We start from the raw sequence: 17,469 nt of genomic DNA on the forward strand, positions 1-17,469 counted from the left end.
TCTTTAAGCGTATCAAGCATTTTCGTCGCGTCGCCACTCGATATGACAAACTCGCCCACAGCTACCTCACCTTTGTCTCCATCGTGTCTGCCTTCGGGCCGCTCTTAAATGTAAACAGGACCTAGCAGATCATCAAGCACGACGCGTCTGTCCGCATCGTCCATCGACTTGAAATGCTTGATCTCCGCGCGGCTTCTGAAGCAGCCCGTGCATAGTTCGTGTCCCAGATCGATCCGGCATACGTTGGTGCACGGCGAACCTGTCGGTGCTTGCGATTTTGCGCGCGTAATGGTGTCGGCGAGATCGAGTGGCGGAAGCGGCTGGCTCATAGCGATTCGCCACGAAAGAGCGCGGCAGCGGCAGAGGGATTCGATGGCCAATACGCGTGCATGTAAGTGGCGCTGATCGATCCATGACGATAGAACGCTTCGCCCGCCGCGTGTGTCGTTGCATGGGAAGCGGTGAGCACGGGCTGCATTGGCGTATTTAGCGTCGAATAATGGAAGGTGTGGCCCGTGAGCAAGCCGTGCGATGTGTCGACGGCTTGCATTGCGAGGCGCGAGAGCTTGCGCTGCATTTTCGCGTCGCCGGGCAAAAGGCCGAGCATCGCGTGACGCGTGCCGTCGATATCCGTTAGCGAATCGAGCAGATAAAGCATGCCGCCGCATTCCGCGACGATGGGGCGGCCGCGCGAAACGTGTCGCTCAATCGAAGCGCGCGTTTGCGCATTCACCGCCAATGTTCTTGCGTGCAACTCAGGATAACCGCCGGGCAGATAAAGCGCGTCGGCATCGTCGGGTGCGGGTTCATCGGCGAGAGGCGAAAACGTGCTGACCTCTGCACCCGATGCGATCAGCCAATCGACATTCGCCGGATAGATGAACGAGAACGCGGCATCGCGCGCAATCGCGATATGCAGGCCGTCGAGCGCACGCGGCAGCGCGGGTATGTTGGCCTCTTCGAAATGCACGGGCGCGGGCAAGGCAGCGAGCGTGGTCGTGGCGATGGCGTCGGCGGCACGGTCGAGGCGTGCATCGAGTCCGGCGATTTCCTCTGCTTGCGTCAAGCCAAGATGTCGCTCGGGCAAGGCGATGTCATCCGCGTTGAAGATATGGCCGCAGTAATTCAGGCCTGCAGGAATGGCCTCGGACAACATTTGCGCATGACGCGCCGACGCCACTCGATTGGCGAGCACGCCATGAAACTTGAGGTCGGCGCGATAGTTCGCCAGGCCGAACGCGATAGCGCCGAAAGTCTGCGCCATGCCGTGCGCGCCGATCACCGCCAGCACCGGCACGCCGAAGGCGGCGGCGAGATCGGCGCTGCTAGGCGTTCCATCGAACAGGCCCATCACGCCTTCGATCAAAATGAGGTCGGCGTCTTGCGCAGCGCGCGCGAGCATTGCACGGCAGGCATCGAGTCCGACCATCCATAGATGCAGCGAATACACGGGCGCGCCGCTTGCACGCTCGAGTATCATCGGATCGAGAAAGTCAGGACCGATCTTGAATACGCACACCTTTAGGCCGCGCCGCGCGTGATGACGCGCAAGCGCCGCCGTCACCGTGGTCTTGCCTTGATGCGACGCGCTCGCGCCGATAAATAAAGCGGGGCAGGCCGGCATCGCGTCAGAACTCGACACCGCGTTGTGCCTTCACGCCTTGCTCGCGATACGGATGCTTGACGAGCCGCATTTCCGTGACGAGATCGGCAAGTTCGACCAGCGCGTCGGGCGCGTGCCGGCCGGTCACGACGACATGCAGCATCGCGGGTCGCGCTTCGAGTACTTCGAGCACTTCATCCAGCGGCAGATAGTCGTACTTGAGCACGGTATTGAGTTCGTCGAGCACGACCATCTGATAATCGCCGCTTTCGATCATGCGTCGCGCTTCATTCCAGCCCTTGCGCGCCGTCGCCATGTCCGCTTCGCGATTCTGCGTGTTCCAGGTATAGCCGTCGCCCATCGTGATGAAATCGCATTGTGCGACCGCGCCGAGAAAATCGCGCTCGGACGTATGCAGCGCCCCCTTGATGAATTGCACCACGCCTAGCTTCATGCCATGGCCGAGCACGCGCACTGCCATGCCGAAAGCGGCGGTGGTCTTGCCCTTGCCATTGCCCGTGTTGACGATCAACAGGCCTTTCTCGTGATCCGCCGCGGCCTGCTTTTTCTCGTGGCCTTCCTTGCGACGCTGCGTCATGCGCAGATGCGATTCGGTATCGGTCTTCATGCTTGATTCTTCGATGACGTTCGTGCAATGGCGACGATGAGTGCCGCGCCTTCGCCGCCCGCAAGCAGGGCGCAGGGTTCGCATACGCCGTCCACATTCATATGCTCGCGCGCCTTAAGCGACGGCTTGCAATTCACGCGGGAAATATCGTCGGCGCTAAAGAAATGCAAAGGCAGACCGTAGCGCTCGCTAAAGATATTCAGGCCCGTTTCATTCCGCTTGGCGTCGATGCTCGCTATACACGCGATATCGTCGAACGCGAGCGCATCGCCTAGCGCGGTACGCACCGCACGATCGATCGCTTCGACGCTTGCACCGCGCCGACATCCCACGCCGATGAAAAGACGCGCCTTCATGAACGAAAAATGCTTAAGAGATAAACGATGAACATCGCGATGACGTAGCGGGCATGAACGTGCGCGGGCCAACGATACCACAACGCGCCCTTAAAATCGCCTTGAAAACAGGCGTGATTCCTTGACGCTCGCGCGCGCGAAGCCTAGACTTTGAGGCTGTTTTGGTGCTCGCGCGCGAGCCTCTATCGCGCGCAGTTAAACGGGAAGCAGAAAACGCATCGTTTCGATGAAACGGTTGAAACGGCGTTTAGCTGCGCTGCCCCCGCAACGATGTACGATCTGCCGCTTTCAACAGAAATCGGCAAGCAGGTTCCAAGGCCACTGCGCTTATCGGCGTGGGAAGGCGAACCGGCTCGATCGTCAGCTCGGATACCGGCCAGACTTTTAGCGGGATCGCTGTCGCGGGGATGCGGCGCGGCCCAAGATCCACCCAAGATCCACATAACGCGCGCTGATTCCCGCACGTCGCTATTGATGCGACACGATCGCATCGGCGGCAGCGCGCACATACGATGCCAGGAGCAACGATGCAGACTCGCAAGATTCCCGTGACGGTGGTTACCGGCTTTCTCGGTAGCGGCAAGACCACGCTGATGCGCCATATCCTTTCCAACGCGCAAGGCTTGCGCATCGCGGTGATCGTCAACGAGTTCGGCGAGCTTGGCATCGACGGCGAAATTCTCAAGGGCTGCGGCATCGGTTGCGACGACGAAGCCGGCTCCGACAATCGCAATCTCTATGAGCTCGCTAACGGTTGCCTGTGCTGCACCGTGCAGGAAGAGTTTTATCCGGTCATGGAGCAACTCGTCGAACGCAGAGACAGCATCGATCATGTGCTGACCGAAACCTCGGGCCTCGCATTGCCCAAGCCGCTGGTGCAGGCGTTCAACTGGCCGTCGATCAAAAATGCCTTCACGGTCGATGCAGTCGTCACCGTCGTCGACGGTCCCGCTGCGGCGAGCGGTCAGTTCGCGGCCAATCCTGTGGCGGTCGATGCGCAACGCAGGGCCGATCCGAATCTCGATCATGAATCGCCGCTGCATGAATTGTTCGAGGATCAGCTTTCATCGGCGGATCTGGTGATCGTCAACAAGACCGATTTGATGGATGCGCAAGCGCTCGCGAAAGTGGACGCGCTCGTGCGTCCCGAGATTCCCGCCGAAGTGAAAATCGTGCCCGCGCAAATGGGCAAGCTCGATGTGCATACGCTGCTCGGGCTTCAATCGGCGTCGGAAGAATCGATTCATCTGCGGCACGATCATCACGGTTCGGCGGACGACGAAGGCCACGCGGATCATCATCACGACGAGTTCGATTCGGTGGTCGTGCATGCGAAGGTCGAGTCGCGCGAGCAGGCCATCGCCGCGTTGCATACGCTTGTTGAAGGACACACGATCTATCGCGTCAAAGGTTTCGCCGCCTTGCCGGGCGCGGCGATGCGCCTCGTCGTGCAAGGTGTCGGACGACGCTTCGACAGTTATTTCGATCGTCGCTGGCAAGCGCATGAAGACACCGGCGAAAGCCGCTTCGTGCTGATCGGCGAAGACCTCGAACGCGAGCAGATGCAGCGCGCATTCGAAGCGACACTGACTGCCGCGCCCGTGCAGGCCTGACATCATGCATCTGCTGCGCACGACGCCGGGCGGCTTCGTCGATGACACGCAAGGCGTCGTGCGGATCGATCAGACTCGCGCGCCCATCGTCGTGATGAGTTCGGCCGATACCACGCTCGCACTGCTGGCAAGCGTGGTGCCGCGGCTCGAAAAAGGCTTTCCGGAGATCCGGCTCGTCAATCTCGCTTACTTGCGTCAGCCTGCATCGGTCGATTTTTATATCGACGATGTGTTGCGGCATGCGAACGCCGTGATCGTGGATCATCTCGGCGGCGAGTCGTATTGGCCTTATGGCATCGAGCGCCTTACCGCTCTGGCCGAGCGCGAGAAACAGACGCTGGCGATGTTCTCCGGCGATCTCACCGAAGACCCGAATCTGATCGGCAAGAGCACGGTCGATGCTTCGTTTTGCCGCGAGCTTTCGCGCTATCTGCGCGAAGGCGGCGCGCGCAATGGCGAGGCATTCTTGCGTGCAATTGCGCATCGTGCGCTCGGTTACGGACGCGCGCCGCAACCGCCGAGTCCATTGCCTGCGGTTGCGATCTATCATCCCGAGCACGAAATCGCATCGGTCGAAGATTGGCAAGCGCGATGGACCGAAGGCGCGAGTGTCGTCGCCGTGCTGTTTTATCGCGCGCATCTGCAGTCGGGCAACACGGCGGCATTCGATACGCTCATCCAAGCGCTCGAAGCCGAAGGCCTCAATCCGTTGCCGATCGCGATCGCATCGCTCAAGGACGATGTGAGCCGCGAAGTGGTCGCGCGCGTCTGCGCGACGCATGGCGTGGCGCTTGTGCTCAACACAACTGCATTCGCCGCGAGCGTAATCGGCGAAACGGAGAGCGTCGAAGTCGCGGGCGATGCGCCGGTCATGCAAGTCATTCTGAGCGGCGGCAATCGCGAGGACTGGCAGAAGGACAATCAAGGCCTCAATTCGCGCGATGTCGCCATGCATGTTGCCTTGCCCGAAGTGGACGGGCGCATCATCACGCGCGCGATCAGCTTCAAGGGGCTCGCCTATCACTGCAAGCACACACAAGTCGACGTGGTGCGCTATCAGGCCGATGAAGAACGCGTACGCTTCGTCGCTGAACTGAGCCGGCGCTGGTGCGCATTGCGCACGACGCCGAATGCGCAGAAACGTATCGCGCTCGTGCTGGCGAACTATCCCGCAAGCGAAGGACGCATCGGCAACGGCGTGGGACTCGACACGCCTGCATCGGCAATCAACATTCTGTCGATGCTGGCACGCGAAGGCTATCGTGTAGGCGAGATTCCCACCGATGGCGATGCGCTCATCGACGCACTCACGCAAGGCGTCACCAACGATCCCGTCGTGCGCGATCTGCGGCCCGCGTTGCAGAGCCTTTCGCTCGACGATTATCTCGTCGCGTATCGCGCGCTGGCGCCTGACGTGCGGCAAGCGCTGGAAACTACGTGGGGCGCACCGGAAGACGATCCGACCATCCGACGTGGCCGTTTCATGATCGCGGGTTTGCGTTGCGGCGAAGTGTTCATTGGCATTCAGCCGTCGCGATCGCGCGAGCGCAACGACTATGCGAGCTATCACGATGCCGAACTCATGCCGCCACATGCGTATCTCGCGTTCTATTTCTGGCTGCGCTTGCGGTTCAATATCGATGCGATCGTCCATGTCGGCAAGCACGGCAATCTCGAATGGCTGCCGGGCAAGAGCGTCGCGTTGTCTTCATCGTGCTGGCCCGATCTCATTCTCGGGCCCATGCCGCATCTCTATCCGTTCATCGTCAACGATCCGGGCGAAGGCAGTCAGGCCAAGCGTCGCGTGCAGGCGGTGATCGTCGATCATCTGATGCCGCCGCTGACGCGCGCGGAGAACTACGGGCCTTTGCAAGATCTGGAGCGTCAGGTCGACGAGTACTACGAAGCATTGATGGTCGATGCGCGTCGCGCGAAACTGTTGCGCAAATCGATTTTGGACACCATCGTCAAGCAGCGTCTGCATGAAGAACTCGGTATCGCCGCGCCACGCGATTCGGCGGGCGAAGACGTGCTGCTCACGCGTGCCGATGCCTATCTCTGCGAACTCAAGGAAGCGCAGATTCGCGATGGCCTGCATATATTCGGTGCATCGCCGCAAGGCGTGCAACGACGCGATACCTTGCTCGCGCTCGGACGCTTTCCGATCGCCGATGGAAGCGGCGCAAACGCGAGTCTCATCACGGCGCTCGCTCGCGATTTGCAACTCGGCGACGACTTCGATCCGCTCGATTCCGATTGGTCCGCAACGTGGAGCGGATCGCGCCCCGATGTGCTGATCGCGCAACACGATACGCCGTGGCGTCATCACGGCGATACGCGCGAACGGCTCGAATCGTTCGCGCAGCAACTGCTCGAACGGGAGACTCCGGCGCCCGGACCGCAAAGCGCCTTGGTAATACAACGCCTGCGCGGCGACGTGCTTGCGCGGCTTGATGCATGCGGCGCGCAAGAGTTGCTGCAACTGAAGCGCGGACTCGAAGGCCGTTTCGTGCCGCCAGGGCCGAGCGGTTCGCCATCGCGCGGACGGCCCGACGTGCTTCCAACAGGGCGCAATTTCTATTCGGTCAACACGCGTGCATTGCCGACGCAATCGGCCTGGTCGCTCGGGCTCAAATCGGCGAATGCGTTGATCGAACGTCACGTTCAGGATCACGGCGATTATCCGCGCGCCATCGGCTTGTCGGTGTGGGGCACGGCGACCATGCGTACGGGCGGCGACGATATCGCGCAGGCGTTCGCGCTGATCGGCGTGCGGCCGAAATGGGCGGCGGGCAGTCATCGCGTGACGGACTTCGAGATCATGCCGATGTCGATCTTCAATCGTCCGCGCATCGATGTGACGCTGCGCGTGTCGGGCTTTTTCCGCGATGCCTTCGCGAATCTCATGCATCTCTTCGATGCCGCCGTGCAGGCCGTCGCCGCACTCGACGACGAACCGGAAGACGTCAACCCGATTCGCGCACGCGTGCTTCGCGAACGCGATGCGTTGATCGCGCGCGGCATCGACGCGGAGGAAGCGCGGCGTCGCGCAGGCTGGCGCGTATTCAGTGCGAAACCGGGCGCATATGGCGCGGGTTTGCAAGAGTTGATCGACGCGAAGCATTGGCAAAGCGATGCCGATCTGTCGATGGCGTATCAAAGCGCGGGCGGCTACGCCTATTCGCAGGGCGGAGATGGCATCGAAGCACGCGCGAGCTTCGGCACGCGTCTTTCTACGCTCGATGTCGTGCTGCAGAATCAGGACAATCGCGAGCATGATCTGCTCGATTCGAACGACTATCACCAGTTTCAGGGCGGCATGGTGGCGGCCGTGCGACATCTTTCCGGCGCGCAGCCCGAGGCATATAACGCGGATCACAGCAATCCCGCCGCGCCGCGCGTGCGCACGCTGAACGAAGAGATTGCGCGCGTGGTGAGATCGCGCGTGGTCAATCCAAAGTGGATCGATGGCGTGAAGCGTCACGGCTATAAGGGCGCATCCGAGCTTGCGGCAACGGTCGATTATCTCTTCGGCTACGATGCAACCGCGCGCGTGGTATCGGACCATCAATACGCGCTCGTCACCGATGCTTACGTGAACGACGACGACACGCGCGATTTCATGAAGCAACATAATCCGCATGCGTTGCAGTCGATCTGCGAGCGCCTGCTCGAAGCGATGGATCGCGGACTGTGGCAAGCGCCGCGCGGGCGACGTGCGGAGATCGCGCATCATCTTCTCGATGTCGAACAACTGATCGAAGGCCGACGCACTTGAACGCTTCATCTTCTCAACCGGTATTTCCGTTCAGCGCGCTAGTTGGGCAGGACGCGCTGCGTCAGGCGCTTTTGCTCGCGGCGATCGATCCCGCATTGGGCGGCGTGCTCGTCAGCGGCCCGCGTGGCACAGCCAAATCCACGGCTGCGCGCGCGCTGGCCGAACTGCTGCACGAAGGCCGCTTCGTCACCTTGCCACTCGGCGCGAGCGAGGAGCAACTCGTCGGCACGCTCGATATTCAAGGCGCATTGCGCGATGGCAACGTGACGTTCTCGCCGGGCCTTCTTGCGAAGGCGCATCGCGGCGTACTGTATGTCGATGAAGTCAATTTGCTGCCGAATCCGCTCGTCGATCAGTTGCTCGATGTGGCGGCGAGCGGCGTAAATATCGTCGAACGCGACGGCATTTCACATCGGCACGATGCGCGCTTCGTGTTGATCGGCACGATGAATCCCGAGGAAGGCGAGTTGCGTCCGCAATTGCTGGATCGCTTCGGACTGGCCGTGGATATGAGCAATGTGTTCGACGCCGATGTGCGACAACGAATCGTGAAGGCGCGCTTGGCATTCGATGAGGATGCCGAATCGTTTCGCGCGCAATACGATGCCGAGCAAAGCGCGCTGGAACAGAGGCTTCATGCCGCGCGCGCTTTGCTCGCAAGCCTCGATTTTCATGAGGCAATTCACGCGCGCGTCAGCGAGTTGTGCATCGCCGCGCATGTCGACGGACTTCGCGCGGACCTCGTGATGCTGCGTGCCGCGCGTGCGCTGGCCGCGCTGGAAAATGCCGCGCGCATCGAAGTCGAACATGTGGACCGCGTGGCGGATGCCGTGTTGCGGCATCGACGGCGAGAAAAGGAAGACGGCACGGGGCAGGCACCCGCGCCGCACGAATCGACGCGCAGAGAAGAGCAACCGAAGCCAAACGAATCCGATTGGGGTTATCTGCCGCCCGAGCCTGTCGGCACGACGAAGATCAAACAGGTGAGGCCGCTCGCCGCAAAAAAAGCCTGAGCCATCGAAAGAGCAGCGCCGATGCCCAAGCGCATCGCTTTCGATGGAACGAAGCGCAAACGCGCGGACGCATGACCTCGCGCGAAGGCGAAGCAAGCGCCGCGATCGACTGGCTCGCGACGCTACGCGCCAAGCGCACCTTGCCGTTCGATGCATCGCACCTGCGCTATCGACGCAAACGCGGTGACGCGGCGCTTCTGCATTGCTTCGTGCTCGACTGTTCCGGCTCGATGCTCGAAGGCGAACGTCTCGCGCGCGCCAAGGGCATGCTGATTGCGTTGTTCGATCGCGCGTATCGCGAGCGTGCGGAAGTCGCGTTGGTGTGCTTCGGCGGCGGGCGCGCGGAAGTGCGGCGTCAGCCGGGCGCGGCGCATTGGTGGAACGAGCGCTGGATCGCCCCTATCGGTGGCGGTGGCGGCACGCCGCTCGCGCTGGGTCTCGCGGATGCATCGACGGTTCTGGAACGCGCCGCGCGACGCAAGCCCGCGCAACGCCGCTGGCTATGGCTGCTGACCGACGGGCGCACCAACGAAAGCCCTGCCGCGCCGCACGGTGCGCATCGCACGATCGTGGTGGATTTCGATGAAGGTCACGCGCGCGTGGGCCGTTGCGAAGCGCTGGCGAGCGCATGGCGCGCGGAACACGTTCACGCCGCGAGCCTTCTACTCGTACCAGCGCGGGGTGTAGACCCAATCCCCGACGCGACGCGTAGTCGATGATCCGACGATCACCATCGTCCGCATATCGACGAGTCCGCCGTGCAATTCGCCGAGCGTGACGACGCGCAATTGTTCCGCCGGACGTCCGATATCCCTGCCAAGCACAATCAACGTTTCCGGCGCGCGATAACGCCGCACGATCTCGATAGCGCGATCGAACTGCGTGGGCCGCGCCTTCGATAACGGGTTATAGAACGCCATCACGAGATCGGCCTCGCAGGCATGCGCGATACGTCGTTCGGTCACGTTCCACGGTTTGAGATTGTCGGAGAGCGACAGCACGCAGAAGTCGTGACCGAGCGGCGCGCCCGCGCGAGCCGCCGTCGCAAGCGATGCCGATACACCCGGCACAATGGCGAGCTTCACCGCGCGCCACGCGGGACGTGTCGCGTGTTCGTCGTCGAGCGCTTCGAGCACGGCGGCGGCCATCGCGAATACGCCGGGATCGCCCGACGATACGACCACTACGCGACGTCCCGCGCTCGCGAGTTCGAACGCATGACGCGCGCGTTGCAACTCCTCGCGGTTGTCGGTGATATGCGCGCGCTGATCGTCGCGAAACGGGCCGGCCATGTGCACATAAGTTTCGTAGCCGAGGATATCTTGCGCCGCGTCGAGCGCTTTTCGTGCGGCGGGCGTCATCAGATCGGCGTGGCCGGGACCTAAGCCGATCACCGTCAGCGTGCCGCGCGGCTGGCCGATCGTGTCGACATCGACGGGTGAGTCGGCGATATGAAGCGCGATGTCTTCGGCAGCATCAAAAAGCTTGTGCTCGCAGAAACGTAGCGGCACATCGAAAACGTGCGCGGCTTGTGCGAGCGCGTCGTTTTCCATTGCGTGCATGGGCGCGGCGATGGCCGCAAGCGCAAGCGGCGCGATGCCGTGTTCATTCAACGCATGACGCAATTGTCCCGCGATATCGTCGTGCGCCGCGTCTTCGATCCACGCCACGACGCAGCGCGGATGAATCACGAGACCCTCGTCATCGGCGACGGAATGCGGCGTCACATGCACGACGCGACGCGCATCGTTCGCGCGCGGCAGATCGGCATGATCGAGCCACGGTGCAACGCCTTCGATACGCATCGTCTCGCCGGCCAGCAGATCGGAGACGAAGCGCTTGCCGCGTTCGATATCCGCCAGCGCATAGCCCGCAGGCGGCGCGAGCAGACACATGCCGAAGCGCAATTCGCCGCTTGTCGTGATCGCGGGCGCGACATCGAGCGCCGCGCCGATCTCGCGCGCCAGCACGTTGACACCGCTCATGCCGCCGAGCAACGGCACCACCGCGCTGCCGTCCTGCGTGACGGCGAGCACCGGCGGTTCGGCGCGCTTGTCATCGAGCGACGAAGCGAGCGCGCGAATCACGATGCCCGCCGAACACAGCGCGACGATCGCCGTATTCGATGCATACAGTTCGCGCAAATGCGCGCCGAAGTCCTCATACGCGATATCCGCGCTCACGCGATGCGCCAGCCCGTGCACGCGCGATTCGGGAATGCGCGCCTGAATGCGCCGCGCGGTATCGAGCGCGGCTGGCCCGAGAATGACGATCGCGGTCTTCACGCTTGCCATTTCTTTCCCGGCACGACGAGCAAGGAGAAATAGGGTGAGGCCATCGGATCGACTTCATCGAGCGACACGATACGCTGATTGGCCATCGTCGCGCGTTCGATGTAATGCGCGCGCTTGTCGAGTCCGAGTTCGGTGAGCACGCGCCGTACCTTGTTGAAGTTGCGGCCGAGTTTCATGATGACGGCTGCATCGGCGTTTTCGAGTTTGATTTTTAGTTCGGTATCCAAAAGAACGCCGGATAGCACGGACAGACTCTGATTGCGATACACCAGCGGCAAGCCCATGACCGCCACGCCGCCGAGCATCGAGCAGACGCCGGGAACGACGTGTGCATCGAAGCGTCCGGCCAGGCGGTCGTGCAGATACATGTACGAGCCGTAGAAGAACGGATCGCCTTCGCAGATCACCGCGACATCGCGGCCCGCTTCGAGATGATCGGCGATTGCGAGCGCGGATTCATCGTAGAACGCGCTGATGATCGTCTCGTAGCACAGCGGCGGTTCGAGCGCTTCGGTCGTCACCGGATAGACCAGCGGCAGGCGCGTCTGCGCATCGTTGAGATGACTTTCGATAATGCCGAACGCGTTACCGCGCTTGCCCTTCGCCACGAAATACGCGACCACGGGCGCGCCTTTCAGCAGACGCAGCGCCTTCACCGTGATGAGTTCGGGATCGCCCGGTCCGACGCCGAGTCCATAAAGACGTCCGCTCATCATTCGGTCTCCGAAGCAAGTGAATTCACTGCCGCCGATGCCATCGCGCTGCCGCCGCGCCGCCCGAGCAACGTGACGAAGGGCACGCCACGACTGTTCGCGGCAAGCATCGCCTTCGACTCCGCCGCGCCGATGAAACCGACCGGCAAGCCCAAAATAAGCGCGGGCTTCGGCGCACCCGCATCGAGCATGTCGAGCAGATGGAACAGCGCGGTCGGCGCATTGCCGATAGCGACGACCGCGCCTTGCAGATGCGGACGCCACAATTCGAGCGCGGCCGCCGAGCGCGTGTTGTTCATCGCGCGTGCGCGTTCGGGCACGGACGGCTCGCCGAGCGTGCAGATCACGCGGTTATCAGCGGGCAGCCGCGCGCGGGTAATGCCTTCGGCGACCATGCGCGCATCGCACAGGATCGGCGCACCGGCGGCGAGTGCGCGCCGGCCTGCATCGCCCACGCCGGGAGAGAAGCGCAATTCGGTGGCGATATCCACCATGCCGCAGGCGTGAATCAGGCGCACCGCGAGTTTTTCGAGGTCGGCGGGAATGGCGGCGAGATCAGCTTCGGCGCGGATCGTCGCGAACGACTGGCGATATATTTCCGAGCCGTCGCGAATGTAGTTAAGCATGAGCGGTGCTCCGGGCGAGCCATGCGGCCGCTTCTTCCATGGTGAGATCGCGCGCTTCGAGGCGCGCGTGGCGATACAGGTCGTAGCGGCCGGGCGCGACGGCGAGCAGCGTGGTATCGACGGGATGCGCCGCCGCGCAGGAACGCCCGCAGCCGCTGAGATGCACGTCGACATCGGACGGCAGAATCGATGCGAGACGATGCGCGTCGGCCTTCGTGTCGGCGCGGCTTTTTGCACAGCCCGACGAACCCGCGCACGCGACGATGCGCGCAAACGGCTCGCGCCTGTCGGTAGCAAGTCCGAGCGCGCTTAGCGCGTGAAGTACGTGTTGAACATGCCCGGAATCGACGCCGGGAATCATCACGCTTTGCCACGGCGTCATCAGCAAGCGGCCTTGCGCGTGCGTCGACGCGAGTTCGGCGAGCGCGTCGAGTGTCGATGCATCGAGTCGTCCGAGTTGCGTTTGCGCGCCGACGTAATGCGTCGCGCCGTTGTCTTCGCGATGCGCGCCGAGTCTGAGCGATGCATCGCATGTTGCGCGCCGCCATGTCGGCGACGCTTGAGTGAATGGAACATCGAGCGTATCGAGCACGCGCGCGATATCGATACGCGCCAGCAGATCGCGCATGCGATGCTCGTCGTCCGATGCAAGCGCGACGAACGCGCGCAGCGCCGACATCACGAAGCGCACGATATCTTCGCGCGCGATCACGCCGAGCGCGGGCGCATCGTGCGCGCGATGCGGCATCGCGCCCGCGAAACCGAAGGCGAAATGCGCGGCGTCGGCATCGAGCGCGGCGAGCCATACATCGTGCGGATGATCGAGCATCGCGAGCGTTTCGCCGGCATCGAGTTGCAACGCGAATTTCGGCGATAGCGCGTGCAACGCGGCATCGCGTTGCATTGCTTCGACGATGCGCGCGGCGAGCGCACGCGTGGCATCGCTTGCGAGCGGACTCAGCATGATGTTGCGTAGATCGTCGCCGCCTTCGGACGATGGCCCGAGGCCCGCATCGAGCGCGATCGAAATCAGCTCGGCGTGCGCGTCGTCGCGAATGCCGCGCAATTGCAGATTCGCGCGATTGGTCACTTCGATCGCGCCCGAGCCGCACCGCGTGGCGGCACGCGCGACGGCGCGTGCTGCATCGGTGGACAACACGCCGCCCGCCAGTCGCAGGCGCGCGAGTCCGCCATCGCGCGCGGGCACGATGCGCATGAGGCCCGGACACGCGGACGGGCGCGTGACGTGCGGGGGACGATCGAATGAAGTCAAATAGGTTGACCCGTGAAGCTTCGCGCGGTGGATTCGAGCCGCATGCGAACCGGTACACCCCGCCCGGTGGCGTCGCGCGAAGGCGATTGAGTCGGCAGGTCTCTTGGCTGGCAGGTCGTCATCCGCGCCGGCCTTCCCGGTCGAAACCAGTGGCAGTGGAGTGCGAACTCGCTGCGTACAATTGCGGGGGCAGCCACGGTTTTGCCGTGTTCCCTATTAAGCCGTCGAATACGGGCACGTTTGATGTGCCCACATCGTCAGGCGCCGACGAACGGAAGTATTATGCCCGCTTTTATCGACCATCAGACCGCATCGCGTGCGTATGAAAATTCGCCCGACGCGCGACGCGAATCGCAAGGAGGAGGCCGCGCATGTCTCACTGGCTGACCGTAGTCGGCATCGGCGAAGAAGGTTGGCCGGGTCTCGGCCGCGACGCCCGCCGCGCGCTGCTGGACGCCGACGCGATCCACGGCGGCGCGCGTCATCTCGCCTTGCTGCCCGCGCGGATCGCGGCGCGGCGCATGCCGTGGCCGAAACCCTTTTCGCTCGATGCCGTGCTCGCCGAACACGCCGACGAGCGCGCGCGCGTGTGCGTGCTGGCAAGCGGCGACCCGATGTGCTTCGGCGTCGGTGCAACGCTGGCTCGCGACGTTTCGCCCGATGAAATGCACGTGATTCCCGCGCCATCGTCGATATCGCTCGCCGCCGCGCGCCTGCACTGGGCGTTGCAGGATGCCGTGTCGGTGTCGCTGGTCGGCCGGCCGGCGGCGTCGCTGCTCGCGCATCTGTTTCGCGGCGCGAAGCTGCTCGTGCTCAGCGCCGACGGCTCGACGCCCGCGACCGTCGCCGCCTTGCTGACCGCGCACGGTTTCGGCCCGAGCCGCATGACGGTGTTCGAGCATCTCGGCGGCGCGAACGAGCGGCGCATCGACGAGCGCGCGGACGATTGGCGCGAGCCGGAGGTCGCGGCGCTCAATCTGATCGCCGTCGAATGCCGCACGCATGCGGGACATGCCGGGCCGCCGCTGACGCCCGGCTTGCCCGACGACGCCTATCGTCACGACGGCCAGTTGACCAAGCGCGACGTGCGCGCGGTCACGCTCGCGCATCTCGCGCCGCAACCAGGCGAATTGCTGTGGGACGTGGGCGCGGGCTGCGGATCGATCGGCATCGAGTGGATGCGCGCGCATCCGGCTTGCCGCGCCATCGCGATCGAGGCGAACGATGCGCGCCAGCGGCTCATCGAACACAATCGCGATGCGCTTGGCGTGCCCGCGCTGCAACTCGTCAAGGGCGAAGCGCCCGCCGCGCTCGACGGTCTCGCCGCGCCGGACGCGGTGTTCATCGGCGGCGGGCTGACGGCGCCCGGCGTGCTCGATACGTGCTGGTCGCGGCTGCGTCAGGGCGGGCGTCTGATTGCGAACGCGGTGACCTTGCAGAGCGAAATGGCGCTGATCGAATGGCGCGCGCGGCACGGCGGCGAACTGACGAAGCTCGCCGTCGCGCAGGCCGAAGCGCTCGGCAGTTTCGATACCTGGCGGCAAGCGCTGCCGATCACCTTGCTGCACGCGAGCAAGACATGACGCGCGTGCTGCTGCTCGGCGGAACGGGCGATGCGCTCGCCGTCGCGCGTCGTCTCGATGCGCCGCACGTGTACAGTCTCGCGGGTCTCGCGCGCGTGCCGTCGGATCTGGCGTGCGAGGTGCGCGTCGGCGGATTCGGCGGCGTTGCGGGGCTCGCGGATTATCTGCGCGCGGCGCGGATCGGGCTGGTGATCGACGCGACGCATCCGTATGCCGCGCAGATGAGCCGTCACGCGCGCGAGGCGTGTTCGTCGGCAGACGTGCCGTTGTGGGCGGTGCGCCGTCCGCCGTGGCATCCGCAAGCGGGCGACGACTGGCGCGAGGCGCACGACTGGCGCGGTATCGTCGAACGGGTGGCGGCGTACGAGCGTCCGCTCTGGACGATGGGACGCGAGCCGCTGGCGCATCTGCACGAGATTCCGGCGTCGCAATTCTGGACGATCCGCTGTCTCGATCCGCAGGCCGGCACGGCGCGGGCGCGGATTATCGACGCGCGCGGTCCGTTCGATATCGACGGCGAGCGCGCCTTGTTCGACGCGGCGCGGATCGATATCGTCGTCAGCAAAAATAGCGGCGGGCGCGCGACCGAAGCGAAACTCGCCGTCGCGCGCGAACGCGGGCTTCCTGTCGTGATGCTCGCGCGTCCGCCGCTGCCGCCCGCCGACCGCGAATTCGACAACGCCGCGCGCGCCGTCGACGCCTTGCACGAACATCTCTTTCTACGAACCACATGACGGTCTATTTCATCGGCGCGGGGCCGGGCGATCCCGAACTCATCACCGTCAAGGGACAGCGGCTGATCCGCACGTGTCCCGTGATTCTTTACGCGGGCTCGCTGGTGCCGCCGCAAGTGCTCGACGGTCATCGCGCGACGCGCGTCGTCAATACGGCCGAACTCGATCTCGATGCCATCGTCGCGCTGCTGAAAGACGCGCACGATCGAGGCGAAGACGTCGCGCGCGTGCATTCGGGCGATCCGTCGCTGTACGGCGCGATCGGCGAGCAGATTCGAAGGCTCGACGCACTCGGCATTCGCCATGAAATCGTGCCCGGCGTGACGGCGACGGCGGCATCGGCGGCGACCCTCGGGCGCGAATTGACGCTGCCCGGCATCTCGCAGACGGTGATCCTCACGCGTTACGCCGCCAAGACGTCGATGCCCGAAGGCGAATCGCTCGCGGACCTGGCGCGCCATCGCGCGACGTTGGCGATCCATCTCGGCGTGCGGCATATCGAGCGTATCGTCGCGGATTTGCTGCCGCATTACGGCGCGGATTGCCCGGTCGCCGTCGTGTTCCGCGCAAGCTGGCCGGACGAGGAACGCGTGCGCGGCACGCTCGCCGATATCGCCGACAAGGTGCGCGCGGCGGGCATGGAACGCACGGCGCTGATTCTCGTCGGCCGCGTGCTCGATGCATACGGTTTCGCCGATTCCACGCTCTACGCCAAAGACTGAGCCCGTCATGCGCGATCTCGACGCCGTATTCGATGCGCTCGCGAAATCGGCGTTTCGGCGGCGTTTCGCGCTCGGCGTGCGGGAAGGGCGTTATCTGCGCGAGCGCGGCATGCGCACGGTGATCGCGCAGGCGCATGAACTGATCGCGAAGCGGCTTGCGCCGCAGCTTCCGCTCAACGACGGCAAGCAGACGCCGATGCGCGGCCATCCGGTGTTCATCGCGCAGCACGCCACCGCGACGTGCTGCCGCTCGTGTCTCGCCAAATGGCACGGCATCGCGCCGAACACGGTGCTCGACGACGCGGAACGCGATCATGTCCGTCGCGGCTATCGAGCGCTGGCTGCGCGCGCAGCCGGCTTTCGCGGACGTGCCGGAAACCGTCGACAGCCCGCAAAAGGAACTGCCGTTCTAGTGTTCCGTCCCAGAAATAACTTTACATAACCGAGCCACTTTCTGAAGGATGGAATCGGCGGTTGCGGTCCAGACAAATGGACGGTTGTGCTGGTTGTAGCGTGCGACATAGCGCTCGATG

16 protein-coding genes, 2 pseudogenes and 2 riboswitches are annotated in these 17,469 nt (G+C 63.8%); of the genes and pseudogenes, 9 read left to right on the plus strand and 9 right to left on the minus strand.

Going from position 1 to position 17,469, the window contains the following annotated elements; all coding sequences use genetic code 11:
• A pseudogene (locus BVER_RS32655) lies at positions 1–125 on the plus strand (IS5/IS1182 family transposase); the annotation flags it as partial.
• Here BVER_RS32655 and BVER_RS18310 read toward each other — a convergent pair.
• Genes BVER_RS18310 through BVER_RS18325 form a run of 4 tightly spaced genes read right to left on the minus strand, consistent with a single transcriptional unit; the run spans position 105 to position 2,587 of the window.
• Positions 105–329 (minus strand): DUF1289 domain-containing protein, encoded by a 225-nt coding sequence (locus BVER_RS18310; RefSeq protein WP_050454524.1) that lies wholly within the window; start codon positions 327–329, stop codon positions 105–107. The pseudogene BVER_RS32655 and the gene BVER_RS18310 sit on opposite strands and share 21 nt — an antisense overlap.
• Complete coding sequence (locus BVER_RS18315) at positions 326–1,624, minus strand: cobyrinic acid a,c-diamide synthase CobB (RefSeq protein ID WP_050454525.1); 1,299 nt, start codon at positions 1,622–1,624, stop codon at positions 326–328. The genes BVER_RS18310 and BVER_RS18315 overlap by 4 nt, the downstream gene beginning before the upstream one ends.
• Positions 1,625–1,628: 4 nt before the next feature.
• Positions 1,629–2,231, minus strand: a complete 603-nt coding sequence (gene cobO, locus BVER_RS18320; protein WP_050454526.1) for a cob(I)yrinic acid a,c-diamide adenosyltransferase — start codon at positions 2,229–2,231, stop codon at positions 1,629–1,631.
• On the minus strand, positions 2,228–2,587 hold the full coding sequence (locus tag BVER_RS18325; protein ID WP_050454527.1) for a cobalamin biosynthesis protein: 360 nt from the start codon (positions 2,585–2,587) through the stop codon (positions 2,228–2,230). Before BVER_RS18325 ends, cobO begins: the two co-directional genes overlap by 4 nt.
• 145 nt (positions 2,588–2,732) lie before the next feature.
• A riboswitch (cobalamin riboswitch) is annotated at positions 2,733–2,982 on the plus strand.
• A 132-nt stretch (positions 2,983–3,114) separates the two neighbouring features.
• On the opposite strand from BVER_RS18325, the gene cobW reads away from it, so the two are divergent.
• From cobW to BVER_RS18345, 4 genes are all read left to right on the plus strand, one after another.
• The gene (gene cobW, locus BVER_RS18330) at positions 3,115–4,200 is read left to right on the plus strand and encodes a cobalamin biosynthesis protein CobW (protein WP_050454528.1); all 1,086 of its coding nucleotides are present in this window, start codon (positions 3,115–3,117) and stop codon (positions 4,198–4,200) included.
• A 4-nt stretch (positions 4,201–4,204) separates the two neighbouring features.
• Entirely contained in the window at positions 4,205–7,978 is a 3,774-nt protein-coding gene (gene cobN, locus BVER_RS18335; RefSeq protein WP_050454529.1) for a cobaltochelatase subunit CobN, read from the plus strand.
• A complete protein-coding gene (locus BVER_RS18340) occupies positions 7,975–8,991 on the plus strand; it encodes a magnesium chelatase ATPase subunit I (protein ID WP_050454530.1) in 1,017 nt (338 codons plus the stop codon). The genes cobN and BVER_RS18340 overlap by 4 nt, the downstream gene beginning before the upstream one ends.
• 71 nt (positions 8,992–9,062) lie before the next feature.
• Complete coding sequence (locus tag BVER_RS18345) at positions 9,063–9,710, plus strand: vWA domain-containing protein (RefSeq protein ID WP_050454531.1); 648 nt, start codon at positions 9,063–9,065, stop codon at positions 9,708–9,710.
• On the opposite strand, the gene cobJ is transcribed toward BVER_RS18345, so the two are convergent.
• Genes cobJ through cobG form a run of 4 tightly spaced genes read right to left on the minus strand, consistent with a single transcriptional unit; the run spans position 9,654 to position 13,897 of the window.
• On the minus strand, positions 9,654–11,285 hold the full coding sequence (gene cobJ, locus BVER_RS18350; protein ID WP_050454532.1) for a precorrin-3B C(17)-methyltransferase: 1,632 nt from the start codon (positions 11,283–11,285) through the stop codon (positions 9,654–9,656). The genes BVER_RS18345 and cobJ overlap by 57 nt on opposite strands.
• A complete protein-coding gene (locus BVER_RS18355; RefSeq protein ID WP_050454533.1) occupies positions 11,273–12,001 on the minus strand; it encodes a precorrin-2 C(20)-methyltransferase in 729 nt (242 codons plus the stop codon). The genes cobJ and BVER_RS18355 overlap by 13 nt, the downstream gene beginning before the upstream one ends.
• Positions 11,998–12,624, minus strand: a complete 627-nt coding sequence (locus tag BVER_RS18360; protein ID WP_050454534.1) for a precorrin-8X methylmutase — start codon at positions 12,622–12,624, stop codon at positions 11,998–12,000. Before BVER_RS18360 ends, BVER_RS18355 begins: the two co-directional genes overlap by 4 nt.
• The gene (gene cobG / locus BVER_RS18365) at positions 12,617–13,897 is read right to left on the minus strand and encodes a precorrin-3B synthase (protein WP_083452241.1); all 1,281 of its coding nucleotides are present in this window, start codon (positions 13,895–13,897) and stop codon (positions 12,617–12,619) included. The genes BVER_RS18360 and cobG overlap by 8 nt, the downstream gene beginning before the upstream one ends.
• Before the next feature lie 76 nt (positions 13,898–13,973).
• A riboswitch (cobalamin riboswitch) is annotated at positions 13,974–14,179 on the minus strand.
• 89 nt (positions 14,180–14,268) lie between these two features.
• Here cobG and BVER_RS18370 point away from each other — a divergent pair.
• Genes BVER_RS18370 through BVER_RS18385 form a run of 4 tightly spaced genes read left to right on the plus strand, consistent with a single transcriptional unit; the run spans position 14,269 to position 17,378 of the window.
• Complete coding sequence (locus BVER_RS18370) at positions 14,269–15,480, plus strand: bifunctional cobalt-precorrin-7 (C(5))-methyltransferase/cobalt-precorrin-6B (C(15))-methyltransferase (RefSeq protein ID WP_050454536.1); 1,212 nt, start codon at positions 14,269–14,271, stop codon at positions 15,478–15,480.
• Entirely contained in the window at positions 15,477–16,214 is a 738-nt protein-coding gene (locus BVER_RS18375; RefSeq protein WP_050454537.1) for a cobalt-precorrin-6A reductase, read from the plus strand. Before BVER_RS18370 ends, BVER_RS18375 begins: the two co-directional genes overlap by 4 nt.
• Positions 16,211–16,936: a precorrin-4 C(11)-methyltransferase gene (gene cobM, locus BVER_RS18380; RefSeq protein WP_050454538.1), complete on the plus strand. Its 726-nt coding sequence runs from the start codon at positions 16,211–16,213 to the stop codon at positions 16,934–16,936. The genes BVER_RS18375 and cobM overlap by 4 nt, the downstream gene beginning before the upstream one ends.
• A gap of 7 nt (positions 16,937–16,943) precedes the next feature.
• Entirely contained in the window at positions 16,944–17,378 is a 435-nt protein-coding gene (locus BVER_RS18385) for a DUF4186 domain-containing protein (protein WP_232316629.1), read from the plus strand.
• Here BVER_RS18385 and BVER_RS34115 read toward each other — a convergent pair.
• Positions 17,346–17,469, minus strand: a pseudogene (locus BVER_RS34115) (IS630 family transposase); the annotation flags it as partial. The gene BVER_RS18385 and the pseudogene BVER_RS34115 sit on opposite strands and share 33 nt — an antisense overlap.

Origin of the sequence: Candidatus Burkholderia verschuerenii (assembly GCF_001189365.1) — a bacterium.
GTDB lineage: Bacteria > Pseudomonadota > Gammaproteobacteria > Burkholderiales > Burkholderiaceae > Caballeronia > Caballeronia verschuerenii.